At 61.5% G+C, this 18,627-nt stretch carries 17 protein-coding genes; 7 read left to right on the top strand and 10 right to left on the bottom strand.

Annotated features, from left to right (window positions below):
* Position 1: 1 nt before the first annotated feature.
* From RCH09_RS07930 to fumC, 8 genes are all read right to left on the bottom strand, one after another.
* The gene (locus RCH09_RS07930) at positions 2-3,847 is read right to left on the bottom strand and encodes a pilus assembly protein (protein ID WP_326940524.1); all 3,846 of its coding nucleotides are present in this window, start codon (positions 3,845-3,847) and stop codon (positions 2-4) included.
* Between the two features lie 41 nt (positions 3,848-3,888).
* Positions 3,889-4,521: a hypothetical protein gene (locus RCH09_RS07935; protein ID WP_326940525.1), complete on the bottom strand. Its 633-nt coding sequence runs from the start codon at positions 4,519-4,521 to the stop codon at positions 3,889-3,891.
* 9 nt (positions 4,522-4,530) lie between these two features.
* Complete coding sequence (locus RCH09_RS07940; protein ID WP_326940526.1) at positions 4,531-5,772, bottom strand: PilW family protein; 1,242 nt, start codon at positions 5,770-5,772, stop codon at positions 4,531-4,533.
* Positions 5,769-6,179, bottom strand: coding sequence for a type IV pilus modification protein PilV (pilV, locus tag RCH09_RS07945; protein WP_326940527.1), 411 nt, complete (start codon positions 6,177-6,179; stop codon positions 5,769-5,771). The genes RCH09_RS07940 and pilV overlap by 4 nt, the downstream gene beginning before the upstream one ends.
* Positions 6,180-6,181: 2 nt before the next feature.
* Positions 6,182-6,808 (bottom strand): GspH/FimT family pseudopilin, encoded by a 627-nt coding sequence (locus RCH09_RS07950; RefSeq protein ID WP_326940528.1) that lies wholly within the window; start codon positions 6,806-6,808, stop codon positions 6,182-6,184.
* Entirely contained in the window at positions 6,775-7,236 is a 462-nt protein-coding gene (locus RCH09_RS07955) for a type IV pilin protein (RefSeq protein WP_326940529.1), read from the bottom strand. The genes RCH09_RS07950 and RCH09_RS07955 overlap by 34 nt, the downstream gene beginning before the upstream one ends.
* Positions 7,237-7,374: 138 nt before the next feature.
* Complete coding sequence (locus tag RCH09_RS07960; protein ID WP_326940530.1) at positions 7,375-8,082, bottom strand: histidine phosphatase family protein; 708 nt, start codon at positions 8,080-8,082, stop codon at positions 7,375-7,377.
* A gap of 18 nt (positions 8,083-8,100) precedes the next feature.
* Positions 8,101-9,492 carry a class II fumarate hydratase gene (gene fumC / locus RCH09_RS07965; protein WP_326940531.1) on the bottom strand — a complete coding sequence of 464 codons (1,392 nt, stop codon included), beginning with the start codon at positions 9,490-9,492 and terminating at the stop codon, positions 8,101-8,103.
* A gap of 196 nt (positions 9,493-9,688) precedes the next feature.
* On the opposite strand from fumC, the gene RCH09_RS07970 reads away from it, so the two are divergent.
* From RCH09_RS07970 to RCH09_RS08000, 7 genes are all read left to right on the top strand, one after another.
* On the top strand, positions 9,689-10,129 hold the full coding sequence (locus RCH09_RS07970) for a type IV pilin protein (RefSeq protein WP_326940532.1): 441 nt from the start codon (positions 9,689-9,691) through the stop codon (positions 10,127-10,129).
* A complete protein-coding gene (locus RCH09_RS07975) occupies positions 10,123-10,668 on the top strand; it encodes a GspH/FimT family pseudopilin (protein WP_326940533.1) in 546 nt (181 codons plus the stop codon). Before RCH09_RS07970 ends, RCH09_RS07975 begins: the two co-directional genes overlap by 7 nt.
* 17 nt (positions 10,669-10,685) lie before the next feature.
* Positions 10,686-11,075: a type IV pilus modification PilV family protein gene (locus tag RCH09_RS07980; protein WP_326940534.1), complete on the top strand. Its 390-nt coding sequence runs from the start codon at positions 10,686-10,688 to the stop codon at positions 11,073-11,075.
* Positions 11,072-12,271 (top strand): PilW family protein, encoded by a 1,200-nt coding sequence (locus RCH09_RS07985; RefSeq protein ID WP_326940535.1) that lies wholly within the window; start codon positions 11,072-11,074, stop codon positions 12,269-12,271. Before RCH09_RS07980 ends, RCH09_RS07985 begins: the two co-directional genes overlap by 4 nt.
* A complete protein-coding gene (locus tag RCH09_RS07990) occupies positions 12,268-12,888 on the top strand; it encodes a pilus assembly PilX family protein (protein ID WP_326940536.1) in 621 nt (206 codons plus the stop codon). Before RCH09_RS07985 ends, RCH09_RS07990 begins: the two co-directional genes overlap by 4 nt.
* Positions 12,889-12,925: 37 nt before the next feature.
* On the top strand, positions 12,926-16,699 hold the full coding sequence (locus tag RCH09_RS07995; RefSeq protein WP_326940537.1) for a pilus assembly protein: 3,774 nt from the start codon (positions 12,926-12,928) through the stop codon (positions 16,697-16,699).
* A gap of 67 nt (positions 16,700-16,766) precedes the next feature.
* Positions 16,767-17,249, top strand: a complete 483-nt coding sequence (locus RCH09_RS08000) for a hypothetical protein (protein WP_326940538.1) — start codon at positions 16,767-16,769, stop codon at positions 17,247-17,249.
* Here RCH09_RS08000 and RCH09_RS08005 read toward each other — a convergent pair.
* Together RCH09_RS08005 and RCH09_RS08010 are read right to left on the bottom strand one after the other, a co-directional pair.
* Complete coding sequence (locus RCH09_RS08005; RefSeq protein ID WP_326940539.1) at positions 17,215-18,216, bottom strand: cation diffusion facilitator family transporter; 1,002 nt, start codon at positions 18,214-18,216, stop codon at positions 17,215-17,217. The genes RCH09_RS08000 and RCH09_RS08005 overlap by 35 nt on opposite strands.
* 82 nt (positions 18,217-18,298) lie before the next feature.
* Positions 18,299-18,619, bottom strand: coding sequence for a DUF3579 domain-containing protein (locus RCH09_RS08010; RefSeq protein WP_326940540.1), 321 nt, complete (start codon positions 18,617-18,619; stop codon positions 18,299-18,301).
* Positions 18,620-18,627: the final 8 nt, after the last annotated feature.

Raw genomic sequence — 18,627 nt, forward strand, 5'->3', positions numbered from 1 at the left:
GTCAATCCGCGGTCGGCAATTCGCGCCAGTTCAGCTTCAGGATTCCCGCACCGCCGTTGGCTTCATGATCAAGTTGTCCGGTCTTGCCCTTGTTGGTCCCGATCAGTGCCGTGGTGTCCTGCCCGGTGCCGCCGTTGGTGCTGAGCAGTCCGATGTCGGTCACCAGGCCATCGAATTTCGTCGAGTAGGCAATCTTGGCCGTACCAACCCCGCCGACCCGCAGCAGGCTTTGACCGGTGCCGATGTTCAAGCCAAATACACGGTTGGTTCCGGACGGATTGCACGCATCGCCATTCGGCAGGTTGGCGGCAAACACGAGGAAGCCGTAATTCGCGATTGGATTGACATTGATCCGTTCCGAGGCGCCGTTGGAGGTCAGGGACAGATCGAAATACCAGCCGAGCGGATTGGACGGCGCCGCGCCAATGCCGAGCAACAGATTCGTGTTGGCATTGAGGTCGCTGCGATGAATCGGGAACGTCACGCCTGCCGGCAGCGTGCTGGCCGTATAGAACTTGTCGACATTGCCGTCGCCAATCGCATAAAACGTCTGCACCTGATTGTTGACGACGTCGCTCGGATCAAGCAGCCGGCCAGTGCCGATCAGCACATAGCGTTTTTGCGTTGTGGGTTGAATCTGCACCAGGGGTCGCGTCGTCACCGGCTGCGGCACGCCAGAGGGGCTGCGCAGTTCGGCAATACGTTCCGGCGCCGGGTAGCTGGTGGTTCCGCTGAGATCAAAGCGCCAGACGTTGCCATACAAATCGCCGGCATACAGCGCATCGACGGTTCCATCCGACAAATCCTGGGCATAACCCGCCGCCTGGGTCAGGCCCGACTGGGTGGCAGGGGTGCCGAATCCGGTCGAGATTTTTTCCAGCAGTGCACCGTTATCCGGGTTGACGATGAAGATGTAGCCCACGCCATCGGGATTGTTATAGCCCGAAGTAAAGATCACCACCCAGCCATATTTTTTCGTCTTGAAGACATTCGGCGCCCCGAACGAACTGCCCATATCCGGATCGGTAAATTCCCACTTCACGTTGGCCGCCATGGCGCTCTCCGACGTCCATTGGGAAGGATCGGTCACGTCAATGGCGAAATAGCCATTGCCGCCCTTACCGAGCCCGCTGATCAGGATCGAGCGCCAGTTGGGCGTCCCGGTGACGCCATTGGTCCTGGCCAGATCAATATCGTAGACAACCGGAGTCTGATCGACCAGATTGTGATGAATGAAGCTTGGCGTGCCCAGCGAAGCCAAACCGGAAACCGGGCCAGAAGCGGACGAACCGTAGACAAAACTCGGCACATAGGCAAACAACTCGGCGCCGCCCCCGCTGGCCGGCGGAACCGAACCATCGAACGCATGCAACATGCCATCGTTGGCGCCGACATAGACCACCGGCTTGCGGCTTGCGTAGGCGACCCGATAGGCATTGAAACCCGGGTTGGTGCTTTCGTTGAAACGGGCTTCCGGAGGTCCGACCGCCTTGGCTTTGGAGTCAACGATGTCACCCAGCAAATAGGTGCGGGTGCGGTAGACGCCGCCCGGCTGATTGAGCTCCTTGCTGCGATCGCCGCGCAAATACGCCAGGTAATCCGAGGCCGACTGCGAACCGGCGGGAACACCGCTGACATTGGCGAAGGTGCCGTAATTGGTGCGTGCATTCAAGCCGCCGCCCGACAGGTTCGTGACCTCGAACGGCAGGCCGCCGCCGGAGACCGTGCAGCATGTGATGATCTTGCGGGTCGGTTGTACCTCCAGCAGATTGCGTGCGCTCCAGACCTGCGTGTAGGTCGGATTGCCGGAGACGTCAAACACCGAGGTCAGGCCGAGCACGTCGCCGGACCAGTTGGCGGCGTCATAGTTGGTCTGGTAACTGGCGCTGCCGACCGCGTTCACAACGGCTGAAACAGTCGCAAATGCCGTGGTCGTTTCAGTCAGTTGACTGGCGATGTCGGCGAAGGCGCCTTTCAGGCCGAGGATCATCTTATCAGCGACGCTGGCATCGTAATAGTTGTCAGGCCGTTTGTTCGCACCATAGACGTCGGCATTGTTATGCCACATCGCCGTTGTCAGCGGGGTGGTGCCGGCGGCGACTGTCAACACATTTTTGGCATTGGTGGTCGCATCATATTGAAAACCTGAGGGCACCTTGAAACCACCGTACTTGGTTGCAAGGTAGAACTGGTTATTGTTCTGGTAGCCGCTCTCCTGCACATCCAGCCAGAACGTCGAGACGGTTTGGATATTGGTCTTGGCGCCATCATTGTTCTTGAAATCATTCGGCCGCATGTCATGCGTGTGCGAGTCGTACGCCAGTCCGGCCACGAAAAAACTGTTTTGGTTACAGCACCAGGCCGGATGGGTGGTGCCGAGATTCGCAATGCCTTCCAGCGTACCGACCATGTCCGTCGCAGTCCTGACGTTGACCGTCGTATCGGCAGACACCAGGCCCGGCATGGTTGGTTCGCTGCCGTTGATGGTGCTGCCCGGCAAATTCGCGTCGCGATGGGTGTTGGTGTCGCCAATACCCAGGATGAAATTCTTCTGGCACGAATACAGGATCGGATCGACCCAATTGGTCACCACCGGAAAACCATCCTTCCATGTATTGCTGATGTTGACATCGGCGCTCAGGTTGGAATACTCCGGCACATTGGCCTGCCCCTTGAAATAGCGAATCCCGGCGTAGTACATCTCCCCGATCGGATCGTAGGTTTTGTAGACATGCGAGGCCTGGCCGAACTTGTTCAGGTAGTTCAGTACACCGCTGTTGGCCACGTTGCTGGCGGCGGCATCTGCGGTGTCCGGATTGACCAGGAAGGTGCCATCGACCGACGACCACTCGGTGGCGGTATTGGCAATATTCGGCTGGCCCGGAGTGGGCTTGAGCGGGCCGACGAATTTCATTGCGGCACGCAGTACCCCGCCATCGCGATTAATGCTGTCGTCGTTCAGGTAACCAACGGCACCATAGCGAATCTTCGTTGCGTATTGCTGCAGCAACCCTTCCGGTTTGAAGTTGGCGCCGTACTGAGTGCAGTTGCTCTCGACACCGGGATTGGCCTTGCAAACCTGGACACGCATGATCAGGGCATACACGTCGCTGGGCTTGGCCTCCATCGGGAGCCCTGCCGCGACATACGAATTTTGTGCCGTGTAATCGACCGAACCGCCGCCATTGACGCCGCCGTTCGAGACATACATCTTGTTGCCAAGCGAGAAAATCCTGCTGTTGACCGAGTCGTAGGTGAACGGCGTTGCCCCGGCCACTGCTGCTGCCGCGCTACCGTTGGTCGGCAACCGCTTGTTGGGTGCATTGCCGCCTTCGGAGCCCTGGTTCGAACCCCAGGCCTTTTCGAGGATCGTTATGTTGGCAGTGTCCACCACCCGATAGCCACCGGTCAGCGCGTAGCGGAAGGTATCGATGGTTTGCATCGACGTCCAGTTCAGCCAGTTGCCACTCCACAGCGGTTTCGACGCGGTGCTGGTGCAGGTGTGCGTGGTGGTCAGCGAATCAGGTTCGAAATAGCTGTCGCCCGGCGTGGTGGTGTTGTAGCGGTACTGATAGCACTTGTTCGGATCGAAGTAACCCAGATAGGCGCTGGTATCGCTGTAAGGCGTATTGGAAAATTTATACGAGGAGCTGATTGCGGTCGGAAACTCAACCGACAGGGCCAACAACAAATTGCCCGGCACCGACGCCGTGGTCGACAAGGGCTGGTCGGCCAGATTGACGACCGCGTAGGCATTGCTGGAACCGAGAAACACGCCGGCCACGGCAAGGCACACGCACTGAAAGGTGTGCCGGACGGTAGCGGGCGATCGAGGGCGAGCTGTCATGATGAACTCCGATAATTCGGCAAGGCCGAAAGAAACAACAGTTAGAGCGAAAGAACGGATTGCACAAAAGTCTGGGTATTGCGTGGGCCAGTGACCCGGATGCTGACGCGATACACCGGCAGGCTGGCGGGCGGAGGTGGCATTTTGTCCTCGACTTCCCCTGATTTGGCGCCGCCCAACGACGAGATGGCGCAATAATTGGTCGGTACGATCGACGAGCCCGCCGAGGTGCAGAGGCGATCGATCACGTAGCGCACCGTGGTGCCTGATGCGGCATCCGTCAGGTCTGCCAGCGCCATGCCACTGGCTGCCCAGGCCACGTCGTCGACCAGAATCGTTGGTATCCCGTGGGCGTCGGAGGGCAAGGTCGTTGCCGAATAATTGTTGGGCTTGGAATCGGCCTCGCGCGTTGCCGGGTCAACCAGGGCGCCGCCAGCCGACATCGCGACAATGGCCGATGCATTACCGCGCTCGGATTGATTTGCCAGATCGCGCTTGAAGGCCATGTTGCCGGACAACAGCAGCGAGGTATCGAAGGACCGCACCAAGGCGATGCTGGCCAATAACAGCAGCACGACTGCCAGCAACGTGAAGACCACGATGATGCCCTCCTGCCGGGCTGGCAGCGCCTTGGGACGGGCGCGCTTGACGGAGTTTTTGTAGGATTCAGACATGATCGCGGCTCAATTCAACAAAGCATTACGCAACGGGATGGTCATTTCGACCGTCCGGTACCGAAAATTTTTCTCGGCTCCTGTCAGTGCACGCGAGTAACGCAAGCTCGCCGGCAAATCATTAAACAGCAGCAGCGGTCCGGTACTGGCCGGCGCAGCCGAGCCAGTCGGTGTGCGCTCGGGCAGCGAGGTGCGCAAAATCAAGCCAACCCGCACGGCCTTGATATTGCGCAGCAGTCCTTGCGAGGCGCTGGTGCCGCTTTCCAGGTTGGCTGCATTGTAGGGAGCGACGCCGGGGTCGACCCAGCTGTCGACCGCGCCATCATTGTTGGTATCGATGCCATACAGCGCGTGCATCTCGAAGATGCCATCGGCTACTGCCACCGGCGTGTCGTAGGCAGTCATCTGCAGCAGGTCGTACGACAACAGCGTGTTGTTGTCGCCAACGCCAAGAATCGCGAAGGTTGGCGCATTGGCCAGCGTGCCGGAGCCAAGATTGCTGGCCAGCGAAGTCGATGAATATCCGGTCAGATTCGATCCGGAAATCGGATTGCCGGAGTATCTGCTGGTATCGAGCGGCAAGGCCGCCGGGGCGCCGCCGCCGACGAAAGTGGATTTCACTTGCTCGATCATGCAATCGCTCGGACCGCTTGCACCAGCCACATCGGAAATCAGCACCAGGTCATTGGCCTGGAATGCGACCGTGTTCTTGAGGGTCAACTGCAAGCCCACCGGCGGCACCGTGAACAGGGTCGGCACTTCCCCATATCCAGCCGAGCCGGACATCACGATCAGTGCGTCGGATTTGTGCCCTGCGCCGGTAATGTTTGGCGAAGTTGCATCCTTGACGATGATCAGCGGCGCCAGGCGGTATTGCCCGCCGAGGGTGGTATTCAGCGCCGTAAAGGGGGCCTTCATGCCGCCCTGAAACGGCAGGATCAATCCAGGACCGGTCTGCGTCGCTTTCAGCAAGCAGCCATAGGTGAACGCCCATGCCTGAGAAAATCCTGAGCCGGCGCTGCGCAAGGTTTTGTCCAGCTGGTAGGACGCGAACGTGCCAACCTGTTCGACATCATTGGTCGCGGTGATCGTGCGCTTCTTGCCTTCACTGGTGGCCAGCGTCGAAAAGATCGCCAGCGACATGACCAGCGCAATGGTCACGGCGACCATCAATTCAACCAGCGAAAAGCCCTTGTCGCGCTGCGAGCGGCGCGACCCGGCGAGAACGGGTGCTGTGAGCGGATTCATCATTTTGGCATCAACACTTGGGTGGTGTACTGGCTGGTCTGGTCCGTCGTCTTGCGCGACGGGGCACGCCAGGTCACTGTCACGGTAACGACGCCACTCACCGGCGCACTCACGGTGCCGGTGGCATTGGGCAAATAGGTCGACGCGGTGCGATCAGCCAGTCGCGCCTTCCAGGCAGTGATCTCGCTGGCGGCCGGGGTCAGGGTGTTTTGCGCCCACATCGTGCCGACAATCTCATTGGCCATCAACGCCGCACGGCTGCGATCCTCGGAATCCGACGACACCTGAATGGCGCGCGCCTGCATGCCGATCAGGCCGAGAAACCCGAATGAAAAGATCAGCAGCGAGACCAGCACCTCGATCAGGGTCATGCCGCTCTGGCGGCGCGGTGAGTGGGGAAGTTGTCGCATGGCTAGCATCCGTCCGGTTTGGTTGCCGACACCCCGCCGCGCGACTTGTCGCACATCCGGATTTGTCCGCTTTGGCTCACTTGCAGTTCGAGCGTACGATTGGCGCCGCTGCGGGTGACGTCGTACAAGTATCTGGCCGGCACACCTGCCGGGACCGTGCATGCGACGCCAAGGCCGGTACTCGGATTGGCGACGAGGCGGCCGATCGAATTAAAACAGATCACCGTCGGACCGGTGATCGTGACACCGGTCGTGTCGCTGCCAAATGAGCCACCCTGGACGAAGAAGGTGGAATCAATCGCCTCGCTGGCGACCAGCGGCAAGGTTTGTGCGTACCAGTTCTTGCCATTCGCCGCCGGCACCGCCGACAATCCCGGCGCGGCATCGGTCAGCACGAAGGCAGTCTGGCGGCTGCGCAGGATCGCTTCGCTTTGGGCCCGGCGCAATCCATTCTGCAGTGTTTCGGCCACCGACCGCACCCTGCTGTTGTTGAGCGAACCCATCAGTGCCGGCAAGCCGATCACCGACAACACGCCCAGCACCGCCAGCGCGATCAACACTTCCACCAGGGTAAAACCCCGGCGCAGGCGCGGCATTAGCACGTTGCGCCCCGCTTCATGAGCCAGCATGTCGCACCGGTGGCGGCCCATTGCGGGATCGCTGAAGTGCGCACGTCGGCGTTGGTGATGTCGAAGGTAATGCCGGCAGTGGTCGAGCCGGCCTGGCCGGTAGCGAGCGCCCGGTAGGTGGTGGCGGTCAAGGTCGGACAGGTCATGGTGAACTTGTCGACATCGGCCAGCGTGCCGCTGCAGGGCGACACGATCGCCGCCGAGACATCCTGATAGGTCCGGTTATCCTGGTAGTACTGCTCCATCGACACGCGCATCGCCAGCAACGCGTTGGTCGGCGCCACCAGCTTGCCGCGCAACACATAGTCGGAATAACTCGGCAACGCGATCGCCGCCAGAATACCAATGATGGCGACGGTAATCATCACCTCGATCAGGGTAAAACCGGCATGGCGGCGGAAATGGCGTGAGATTGAAGAATTCGACATGGCTACTCCTGAGTAATGGACTCAAGTGTAGATTAGTTTCTTCGCGGAATCTATTCGGAATCTGCCCGCCAGACGGGCAGAACCGACCTTTGATCGGCTTTCAGTGTCGAATTTGCCACATTGCCGAAAATGGAACCATCAACGGTAGGTAATGGAGCCAGGTTGTGCGCGCCATTCGAGGTGGGAGAAATTGTTCAGATAACTCATCGAAAGCCGGTCGGCATTGAACAGCAGACGGGTCACGCCGGAGTTCACCAGTGACCAGTTGATTTCAAACACCTTCGCGTCGGGCAGCCCCATGACATGCTGGCAGAGTGCCGAAATCGTGCCGCCTGAGGTAAAAATGACCACCGTCTGCGATTCGCCTGGCGTCATCAGAACACGCTGCAAGGCCGCAACGCAGCGTTGCCGGAAGGTATTCCAGCTCTCGCTGTAATCGGCGTCGTGTTCGCCACTGCTCCAGCGCGCCATGGCGGCTTCGAACAGCAACTGGAAGGTCTGGCGCGGCTGACCGCTGTCGGTCAGAAAGCGGTTCAGCACCTCGGCATCGGCAAACTCCGGGCGGGCCCGGATCAGGATTTCTTCATGGTCGTATTCGGCGAAGCCGGCATCGGTTTCCCAGTCGCCTTCCTTGCGCAGGTGGCGCGGCAACTCGCCCAGGCAAGCCACGGCGGTCTGGCGGTGGCGATTCATGCCGCCGGTGATCACACGGGTAAATCCCTGGCGGCGTTCGGCGCACCACTCGCCCAGCACTCTGGCCTGCTGCACGCCCAATTCGGAGAGTCGGTCGTAGTCTGCACTGCCAAAGGAGGCCTGGCCATGCCGTATCAGATAAATTTGTCCCATGATCCTGTATGTGTTGTGTTACCCGGGCGCGATCATCTGCAGCGGCTGCACCCAACGGTCGAAATCGGCATCACTGACGTGCCCCAGTGCCAGCGCCGCCTGCTTCAGCGTGGTGCCGTCATGGTGTGCCCGTTTCGCGATCTGCGCGGCGCGATCATAGCCGATATGCGGCGTCAGTGCCGTTACCAGCATTAAAGAACTTGCCAATAAGGCATCAATACGGACCTGGTTGGGCTGCATTCCCTGCACACAATGGGTGTCGAAACTGGCCATGCCGTCGGCCAGCAAACGCACGCTCTGCAAGAAGTTATGCACGATCATGGGCTTGAACACATTCAGTTCGAAGTTACCCGACGCGCCGCCCACGGTGATGGCGACATCGTTGCCGAACACCTGCGCGCACAGCATGGTGAGCGCCTCGCATTGGGTCGGATTGACCTTGCCGGGCATGATCGAGCTGCCCGGTTCATTTTCCGGCAGCGAGATTTCACCCAGTCCGGAGCGCGGGCCGGACGCCAGCCAGCGCACATCGTTGGCGATCTTCATCAACGCCGTGGCCAGGGTCTTGAGTGCGCCGTGCGCGGCGACCATCGGCTCGTGCCCGGCCAGCGCGGCAAATTTATTGACGGCGCTGGTGAACGGCAAGCCGGACGTGAGTGCCAGTTCGGCCGCAACCCGTGCACCGAACTCGGGGTGGGTGTTCAATCCGGTGCCCACCGCGGTGCCGCCAATGGCCAATGCCTGCAAATCCGGCAACGCATGCATGATCGCCGCCTCGGCGATGTCCAGCTGCGCCACGTAGCCCGACAATTCCTGGCCCAGCGTCAGTGGCGTGGCGTCCTGCAAATGGGTGCGGCCGATTTTGACGATGCTGGCGAAGTCGGCCGATTTCCGCTGCAGCGTTTGCCGCAATGCGCGCAACGCGGGCAGCAACGACTGCGTGATTGCAATGCTGGCAGCGACGTGCATCGCGGTTGGAAAGACATCGTTGGACGACTGCCCAAGGTTGATCTCATCGTTCGGGTGCAACAGGCGCGTCGCGCCGCGCGCTCCGCCCAGCATCTCGGAGGCGCGATTGGCCAGCACTTCATTCATGTTCATGTTGGTCTGGGTGCCCGAGCCGGTTTGCCAGATCGCCAGCGGAAATGCCTCGGCGTGAGCGCCGCCGATGACTTCATCGGCGGCCTGCATGATGGCCTTGACCTTGTCAGGCGACAGCTTGCCGAGGTCGCCGTTGACTTTCGCGCTGGCCCGTTTGACCCGGGCCAGCGCCGCCACCAGCGCCGGCGGCATGCGCTCGGTCGAAATCGCAAAGAACTTCAGCGAGCGCTGGGTCTGGGCGCCCCACAGGCAATCGGACGGCACCTCGATCGGGCCAAAACTGTCGGTTTCTGTACGGGAGTGCGGCATCGAAGACCCTCCATTCCATTCAATTCAGTTCGGTGACCGCTCATGCCCGACAAAAGGCATGGGCGGTCAGATGAGTGGCACCATTTTTTGTTTCCAATAGAAAACAACTGACTATAATAAATACCGTAAGTCACTTTTAATCATTACCTGAAGTCGATGCGGGCATTGCGCCCGCAACCGCACCCGGAGACGTTCCATGCGCAGGTTCCAGCACGCTTTTACCCTGATCGAATTGATGATCGTGGTTGCCATCATCGGCATTCTCGCGGCGGTGGCCTATCCGGCCTACAGCGATTATGTCATTCGCGGAAAACTGGTCGATGCCACCAATGGCCTGTCGGCCGCGCGCCTGCAAATGGAACAGTACTTCCAGGATAACCGTACCTATCTCGCCAATGGCGCCTTCACACCGCCTTGCCTGACGGCGTCCACCAGCGGCGCATTTAGCGTGTCCTGCAGCGGTGGCGGCGACCTCACTGCAACAACTTACACCATCCGGGCGCTGGGGTCAGGACAGCTGGTCGATTTCAGGTACAGCATCAACCAGCAAGGCACGCAATCCACCGACGGCTTGATGAGCGGCTGGGGCAGCTATCCCGCCGCCTGCTGGCTGGTCAAAAAGGGACAAACGTGCTGACCCGCCCGAGCGCCGCAGCGCCGGGCATGAGCCTGGTCGAATTGATGGTCGTGGTGACCATCGCGACCATCCTGATGCTGCTGGCGGTGCCGTCCTTTGGCCGCTGGGCGCAAAACAGCCGTACCCGCAGCGTGGCGGAGGTGCTGCAAAACGGCCTGCGCATGGCCCAAGCGGAGTCGGCCAGACGCAGTCGTCAGGTGATGTTCACGCTGACCGACGCACCACAGCTCAATGCCGTGCCATCGGTGACCGGCAAGAGCTGGTCGATGCAAACCGTCCCGCTGCTGGGTGCCGAAGCTGGCGAGTTCATTCAGGGTGCCGCGCTCGGCAACGCCAGCGCCAATGTCGTGGTGACAGCGGCCAATGCGGTGGTTATCTTCAACAGCCTCGGTCGGCTGACCGGTCCGGTCAGCGCCAATACGTATGAGATCACCAATAACGCCGGCGACCGTCCGCTGCGCGTCACCGTCAACCTGAGCGGCCAAATTCGCATGTGCGACCCGGCGCAAACGCTTGCCACATCGGCCACCGGCTGCTGACCGACATGATGCCATCGATGCCATCCCGTCAACGCGGCATGCTGATGCTCGAAGTGCTGATCGCGATCCTGATTTTTTCGCTCGGCATACTGGGTGTGGTGGGCTTGCAGGCGACCATGATCGCCACGTCCATCAATGCGGAAGACCGCACCCAGGCCGCGCTGCTGGCCAATGAACTGGTGTCGTCGATGTGGACGCGCGGCACCACCAGCCTGCTGGCCGCCGACATCGACAGCTGGAAAGCACGCGTGGCAGGGGCATCGCCATCGAGCGCGCGCTTGAGTGCCAGCGGCGATGTGAGCGTCGACGCCAGCAACATGGCCACCATCACCATCACATGGAAAGCACCGAGCAAAAAAACCAGCGAGTACGCCAACCGATACGTCACCCAGGTGGTGCTGCCATGATGGCGCCCAGTGCAGCCCGGCGCCATGGCATGACCCTCATCGAGTTGATGGTGGCGCTGGCCATCGGACTGATCCTGTCGCTGGCGATTTTCGGCGTGATGGCAACCAGCGAAGGCCGCAAGCGCACCACCACCGCCACCAACGATGTCAATCAGGTTGGCGCGTTCACGCTGTTCCAGCTCGACAAGGCGATCCGCAGCGCGGGTACCGGCTTCGCGCAAAGCAACGAGATCGCCTTCGGGTGCCAGATCAATGCCAGCAACAAAGGCGCGCAGGTGCTGCCGCCCACCGGCGCGCTGCCTGCGCCATTCCAGACCCTGCTGGCCGACCTGGGGAAAGTCGCGCTGGCGCCGGTGATCATTGCCCACGATGGCTCGACCAATATCTCGGCCGAGAATCCGGGCGGCGCGAAATCCGATGTCTTGCTGATCATGGCCGGTTCGTCCGGCTTCGGCGAAATCATGACCGAGTCGGCCAGCCCCCCGAGCGCCAGCAGTCTGGGCCTGGTCAACACGATTTCGATGCGCGCACTCGACATGCTGCTGGTGACCGAACGCGCCGGCGGCGCCACGCAAACGCCTTGCCTGATCGAGCAGATCGACAAGGATTTCGACAACAGCAAATCGTTCAGCGTGGTCAAGCTCAGCGGCGATTATTACAGCGCGACCGGCGCCAATCGAGCGCTGACCGATTACTCGGCCAGCGCGCAAGTGCTCAATCTGGGCCAGACGCCGTCGTTCCAGGCCATCGGCGTGGGCGACAACAATATTCTGTACGACCATGACCTGCTCCATGTCGGCGGCACGGCGCCAACACCGATCGCCGACAACGTGGTCGAGCTCCATGCGCTGTACGGCACCAGCGCCACCCCCACCGGCACGCTGACCTGGATTGATCCCGGCGCCAGCGCGAGCTTTGCCGCGAGCACTACCGGGCTGCTCGATGGCAGTAGTGGCGCGGCGGCGCGCCTGAAATCGATCCGTGCCATTCGGGTCGGCTTGATCGTGCGTGCGCCATTGCAGGAAAAACCCGATGCGATCACCAACGCGCCGGTATCGCCCGCAACCCTGACGCTGTTCTCCGATCTGGGCGCCGGCTTCACCTACACCAAGACATTGACTGCCAGCGAGCGTAATTACCGCTATCGCGTGCTGGAATCGACCATCCCGCTGCGCAACCAGTTGCTGCTGCAATGACAACCACCCTGCCCCCACCACCGTCCAGCCGATTGCCCGGGCATAGCAGCGGCACGGTGCTGATCCTCGCCCTGATTGGTCTGGTGATCCTGTCACTGGCGGCGGTCGCACTGATCTACTCGAGCGAGACCAGCCTGATCACCGCCGGCAACCTGGGCCTCAAGCGTGACATGACCAACCAGAGCGAACGGGCCGTGGCTGCGGCGCGGGCGCGCTTCGAAAGCGGCGGCTTGAATTCGGTGGCGGCGCTGCAAAACGACCAACCGGCGGAAAATTATTCGGCCATCGCCCTGCCCAGCGACAAGCATGGCATTCCCGGCATCCTGCTCGACGATGCCGCGTTCACGGCCCGGTATGGTCCCGCCAATGACATCACCGACAGCAGCGCCAACGTCACCCTGCGTTACGTGATCGACCGCATGTGCCGTTCGGCCGGCGCGTTTTCGGCCAACAACTGCGCCATCAGCGGCGCGTCGAAAGATGTCGGCGGCAGCGACATCAGCAAACCGCCATCGACCACGCCGCCGGTCTACCGGATCACGACGCGCGTCACCGGGCCGCGCAATGTCCAGTCGTTCGTTCAATCCACGCTGAGTTACGCACCCACGAAACCCTGACGTTGCCCGTCGCCACGCTCTTGAAGGAATCACGCCCATGACACCCGTTGATAGCACGCGCCGTCGGTGCACCCATCCGATCAGGACACTGGCCTGGACACTCGCAGCGGCGTGGTTCACCTGCGCGCCGCCGGCGGCGCAGGCCCAGACCGACCTCAATGACACGCCACTGTTCTCGACGATCGCGATACCTGGCAATGTCTTGCTGGCGCTGTCGGTCGAATTCCCGACCGCCATCAGCCGCGCCCATACCGCGGCCTACAGCACCACGACGGCGTTCATTGGCTACTTTGATTCGAAGAAGTGCTACAACTACCATCGCGATGCAAACGTCAGCGCCAACAACTATTTCGAGCCGACCGGCTCAACGGACAGCAGCTACGGCTGCAATGGGGCATGGAGCGGCAACTTCCTCAACTGGGCCACCATGCCCACCATCGATCCGTTCCGCTGGGCACTCACCGGCGGCTACCGCAGCATCGATGTGGCCAATACCAATGCCGGTGGCGACAATTCCCTGACCGTGCTGGAAAAGGCCTGGGCGTCACAACAGGGCAGCACCAGCAATTTCCCGGTCCAGAGCATCACCGACGCGGCGCTGGTCCGGGCCGCGACGCCGACCACATGGAGCAGGATCAGCGTGCAGGTGTATGGCCGCGGTGTGTCGATGCGCTTTTCTGCCAATGCCGATGTGACCTCGAATGCCGCTGGCAGCGATGGCGCGCAGGCCAATCTCGACAGCGATACGCTGTACGACCTGGATGTGCGGGTGCGCGTCTGCAATAGGTCGGTTGGCCTTGAATCGAATTGCACCGCATACGGCACTGCGCCGGTCACCTACAAGCCAACCGGACTGATCCAGGCGAATGCCGAGAAACTGCGCTACGGTGCCTTCGGCTATCTCAACGATGGCGACATCAAACGCGACGGCGGCGTGTTGCGGGCCCGGATGAAATCGGTTGGGCCCATGGTGCCGATACCTGGCTCGACCAGCATCGTCAACACGCAGACGGAATGGGACGTCAACACCGGCGTCTTCAATCAGAATCCCGACAGCGGCGACGCCAGCGCCAGCGGTGTGAGCAAAAGCGGCGTCATCAGCTACCTGAATCAGTTCGGCCAGGCGGCCCACAGCTACAAGGGCTACGATCCGGTCGGCGAGATGTATTACGCGGCGATCCGTTACCTGAAAAACCTCGGCTTTGTTGCGTCGTATGGTGATGCCTCGGTGTCGAGTACGCTCAAGGATGGTTTTCCGGTCATTACCAGCGCCGATGATCCGCTTCAATATGCCTGCCAGAAGAACTTCATCGTTGGGATTGGCGACGTCAACACGCACGCCGATGCCAATGTCCCCGGCAGCACCATCGCCAGCGGCAATGAACCACCCATGCCACCCGAGGTCAGTGCCGACACCAGCGTCGACACGCGCGTCTTGACCAATGCGCTCGGCGTGCTGGAATCAATGGGCGGCAGTCTCGGCGAAATTTACACGCCGTGGTGCTGCAATAACAATACCTATTTGATGGCCGGCCTGGCCTACGATTCGCATATCAAGGACATGCGGCCGAACGACTTCAAGGCCAACAATCTCGACAGCAGCGGCAAGAAGAAATACATCAGCACGGTCGCCACGTACTGGGTCGATGTGATGGAGTACAACGCATTCCAGAAAAAAAACCAGTTCTGGCTGACCGCCAAATACGGCGGCTTCGATGTGCCTGCCAACTACTCCGGCAGTAACACCACGCCGCTGCCGACCGTGTTGTGGAACAAGAATGGCGACAAGGACCCCGGCGGCGACCTGAAGCCGGACAATTATTACGACGGCGGTCAGCCCGACAAGATGGTGGCCGCGCTGACCAGTGCGTTCAGCAGCATTGCCTCGAAGACGGCGGCGTCCTCGGCGCTGTCGCTGGTGACGCTGGCGGCCGACACCAGTACCGCCAATGCCAACTATTCGGCCGAATACGACAGCTCGACATGGACCGGCAATGTCACCGCCAGCCAGCTCACCTTCGCGGCCGACGGCAGCGTTTCGCAGACCACCAAATGGGAAGAGAAGTCGCTGCTGACAGCCCAGGCCAGCGGCAACGGCTGGAGCACGCAGCGCTTCATCGCGACCAGCAACAGCCTTGGCACCGGCCAGGGGGTGCCCTTCTCTGCGTCTGGCGTGACCAATCCGGCGTACATCACGGCCCTGAACGGCGCCGCCAAATACGCCAACGTGATCAACTTCCTGCGCGGCGATCAGAGCAACGAAGGTAACGCCGGCACGCGCGAATTCCGGTCCCGCGCTTCCGTGCTGGGCGACATCGTCAACGCCAAGCCGGTGGCTGTCGGCAAGCCGGCGGCCACCTATGTCGACGATTACAATCCCGGCTACGCCAGCTTCAAGACCACCTGGCAGGGGCGCGCCACGGCCATGTATGTCGGCGCCAATGACGGCATGCTGCACGCGTTCAATGGCGCACTGACCGGCAGCAATGCGGGCAAGGAGTTGTTCGGCTACGTGCCGTCATTCCTGTTCGAAGGCCCGACCGGCACACCGGCGATCAACGGTCTGGCGTCGCTGGCGGTGACCGCCGACAAGTTCTCGCATCACTTCATGGTCGATGCCTCGCCGGTGGTGGTCGATGTCGATTTTGGCAAGACCAGGGGCAGCACCTGCAGCGTGAACTGGAAATCGTTGCTGGTGGGCGGACTCGGAAAAGGCGGCAAGGGTTATTACGCGCTGGATGTCAGCAATCCCGGCGCGGTGGCCAGCGACAGCGACATCGCCGCGCGCGTGCTGTGGGAATTTACCGATAGCCGGATGGGCTACAGCTACGGTGCCGCGCATGTCGTCAAGACCAAAAAATATGGCTGGGTCGTGGTGCTGACGTCCGGCTACGGGAACGCCGATGGCAAGGGCTATTTCTTCATTGTTGACCCGGCCACCGGCACGCTGCTGGAAGCGCCGATTTCAACCAACACCGGCAGCAGCAGCGCGCCCAGCGGACTGGCCCACGCCAGCGCCTACATCCTAGATTACACCGACTACACCGCCGATGCGGTCTACGCCGGGGATTTGCTGGGCAACGTCTGGCGGCTGGATCTGACTGCCACCAGCGGCAACTACAGCGTCACCCGCATCGCCACCCTGAGCGACGCCTCCGGGGTGGCGCAACCGGTCACCACCAAGCCGCTGATTGAAATCGACAGTGGCTCGCAAAAGCGCTATGTGCTCATCGGCACCGGCCGCCTGCTGGCCGATTCCGACATCAAGAGTGCGCAGACGCAAACCTTCTATGCCATCGTCGACGGCACCCGCAGCGCCTTCGATACGGCCGCGACACTGGCCATCCCGGCGTGGCCGATCACTCGTGCCAACCTGGTCAACAACAGCGATCTCGCCAATGGCATCGGCGCCAATCCGTCCAAACCGATGGGCTGGTACTTCGACCTGGCGTCCGGCGCCAGCAATATCGCCGAGCGGATCACCAGCCAGCCGACCGCCGCCAGTGGCGTCGTGGCATTTTCCGCGAACCTGCCATTATTCGTCGATCCGTGCTCGCCGTCCGGCTCGCACCGCACCTTTGCGGTCTCGATCACGACGGGAAAAACCGCGCTGGTCACGACAACAGGCAGCGTGACGACCTACCTCAGCGGCAATGGCCTGAATACGGATCTGAGTCTGGTCAATGTCAATGGCACGCTGCGCCTGTACGAAGGCAACGACGACAAGAGCATCGCCGGCGGCGCCTCCATGCTGAGCGGCGTCAACAGCTTCCGGCGCTTGAACTGGCGTGACATTCCCAGCACCGACTGAGGCGATGCCGTGTGCCGCGAGTGCCTGGCGCGCAGGTTGGGCAATCGTCTCGCTCAGCACGCATGCGATGCTGCTCGGCGTCGGCCAGGACCGCCCTGCGGATTCGGCAGCAACCGGTGCGGCGCCAATCCGCGTGCGATTGATCGCAGCCGCGCCGTCCAGCGCCCCGCCGCGCGCCACCCGTCCGGGCGTCAACGGCAACGCCGCTGTTACGGCCGGGTCATCGCTGCAGGCGGCCAGCGCCGCACCGCAATCGCCGCTATTTTTTGCACCGGCGATGGTCGACAAGATCGCGCTGCCGATCAGTGAACCTGATGCCGGCATGCTCGCGCACCTGCGCGCTTCCGGATTGCCGCTTCGGCTCAGGATCTTCATTGATGCGGGCGGCGCGGTGGTTGCCGTGGAGGCCTTGTCGGTGCACCCGGATGATGCACAGGCGTTCGACGGTATCGCGCAGATGCTGCGCGATACCGGCTTCACCCCGGCCATGTGGCGGGGGCGCGCGGTAGGTTCATTCAGGGATGTGGAGTTCCAGCTGCGGGAGCAGTAACGTCGGCCGGGACCGCTGCGTGCAGGGCGCAGCCTTGACCGGCATCCTGTTGGCGAATCTGGATCGTGGTGTGCGCGATCGCATAGCGGTCGGTGAGTTGTTGCGAGATCTGCTCCATGAAGACATCGCCGGGGTGACCGTCGGCCATCACCAGATGGGCTGTCAGCGCCGCTTCGGTGGTGCTCATGCCCCAGATGTGCAAATCCTGGACGGAGGCGACCCCGGGCAACTCATTAAGGAAGTGATGCACTTCGTCCAGATTGATGTTGGCCGGCACGGCACTGAGCGCCAGCCGTATTGCCTCGCGCAGCAGGCTCCAGGTCCCGATCATCACTACCGCGACAATCACCAGACTGAGCAAGGCGTCGATCCAGTACCAGCCGGTCAACAGCATCACCACACCGCCGATCACAACAGCCAGCGACACTGCGGCATCGGCTGCCATGTGCAGGAAGGCGCCGCGAATGTTCAGATCATCCTTGCTGCCACGGACGAACAACCATGCCGACAAGCCATTGATCAGGATACCGACTGCCGCGACCGTAATCACCGTCATGCTGGCCACCGGCGCCGGGGCCGAAAACCGGTGCACCGCTTCCCACGCAATCGCGCCGCACGCCACCACCAGCAGCATGGCGTTGGCCAGCGCGGCAAGAATGGAACTGCTGCGCAGCCCGTAGGTGTAGCGGCCCTGCGGCTGCCGGCGCGCCAGCACGGCTGCGCCCCATGCCAGAACCAGGCCCAGCACATCGGACAGGTTGTGACCGGCGTCGGCCAGCAGGGCGGTTGACTGCGCCACGAAGCCATAACCGAATTCGACTGCGACGAACACCACATTCAGGGCGATGGCCAGCGCAAACGCACTATTGTGATTTGTGGGCAACGCATGATGATGCCCGCCACCATGGTGATGGTGATGGTCGTGCGCGTCCTGCGGCTGATGCGGCGCGTGCTCGGATGGGCTCACTGGCAGACTCCTGGAGTTGATATGGTAATTCGGGGACAGGTCGGTAGCGATTGTCGCCGCTGCTGCGGTCAGGCGAACCGCCTCAGTCGGCCTTGGCCGGGATCACTTGCAGATCATTGTCGCGCGCAAAGTCGATCACGAAGTGATACGCCAGCGGTTCGATCTGACGCAACGCCTCGCTGACAACGACCGACTTTACGCCGTTCAGGACGGTTGGTCGGACATACGGCGAGAATTTCAGATGGGCGTTGCGGCCGCCCGATCCCGCCGGCTGGAAACAGGACATCGCACCGCACAAGCGCTCGGTCCAGTCGCTGGGACGAAACTGCTTTCCGTCGCTGGTCAGTCCCAGGATGAAAAATTCACGCTCGATCGATACAGGTTTGTCGTCAGGGTCAGCCATAGGTCGTG

Origin of the sequence: Actimicrobium sp. GrIS 1.19, from assembly GCF_035984655.1 — a bacterium.
Classification (GTDB): domain Bacteria; phylum Pseudomonadota; class Gammaproteobacteria; order Burkholderiales; family Burkholderiaceae_D; genus Actimicrobium.

Bases quoted from the DNA above. Each gene is read 5' to 3' on its own strand.
- fumC (WP_326940531.1), bottom strand. From the start codon at position 9,492: ATGCCGCACTCCCGTACAGAAACCGACAGTTTTGGCCCGATCGAGGTG.
- RCH09_RS07955 (WP_326940529.1), bottom strand. From the start codon at position 7,236: ATGTCGAATTCTTCAATCTCACGCCATTTCCGCCGCCATGCCGGTTTT.
- RCH09_RS07940 (WP_326940526.1), bottom strand. From the start codon at position 5,772: ATGATGAATCCGCTCACAGCACCCGTTCTCGCCGGGTCGCGCCGCTCG.
- RCH09_RS07980 (WP_326940534.1), top strand. From the start codon at position 10,686: ATGCCATCCCGTCAACGCGGCATGCTGATGCTCGAAGTGCTGATCGCG.
- RCH09_RS07970 (WP_326940532.1), top strand. From the start codon at position 9,689: ATGCGCAGGTTCCAGCACGCTTTTACCCTGATCGAATTGATGATCGTG.
- RCH09_RS08000 (WP_326940538.1), top strand. From the start codon at position 16,767: ATGCTGCTCGGCGTCGGCCAGGACCGCCCTGCGGATTCGGCAGCAACC.
- RCH09_RS07960 (WP_326940530.1), bottom strand. From the start codon at position 8,082: ATGGGACAAATTTATCTGATACGGCATGGCCAGGCCTCCTTTGGCAGT.
- RCH09_RS08010 (WP_326940540.1), bottom strand. From the start codon at position 18,619: ATGGCTGACCCTGACGACAAACCTGTATCGATCGAGCGTGAATTTTTC.
- RCH09_RS07990 (WP_326940536.1), top strand. From the start codon at position 12,268: ATGACAACCACCCTGCCCCCACCACCGTCCAGCCGATTGCCCGGGCAT.
- RCH09_RS07935 (WP_326940525.1), bottom strand. From the start codon at position 4,521: ATGTCTGAATCCTACAAAAACTCCGTCAAGCGCGCCCGTCCCAAGGCG.
- RCH09_RS07950 (WP_326940528.1), bottom strand. From the start codon at position 6,808: ATGCTGGCTCATGAAGCGGGGCGCAACGTGCTAATGCCGCGCCTGCGC.
- RCH09_RS07995 (WP_326940537.1), top strand. From the start codon at position 12,926: ATGACACCCGTTGATAGCACGCGCCGTCGGTGCACCCATCCGATCAGG.
- RCH09_RS07985 (WP_326940535.1), top strand. From the start codon at position 11,072: ATGATGGCGCCCAGTGCAGCCCGGCGCCATGGCATGACCCTCATCGAG.
- pilV (WP_326940527.1), bottom strand. From the start codon at position 6,179: ATGCGACAACTTCCCCACTCACCGCGCCGCCAGAGCGGCATGACCCTG.
- RCH09_RS07930 (WP_326940524.1), bottom strand. From the start codon at position 3,847: ATGACAGCTCGCCCTCGATCGCCCGCTACCGTCCGGCACACCTTTCAG.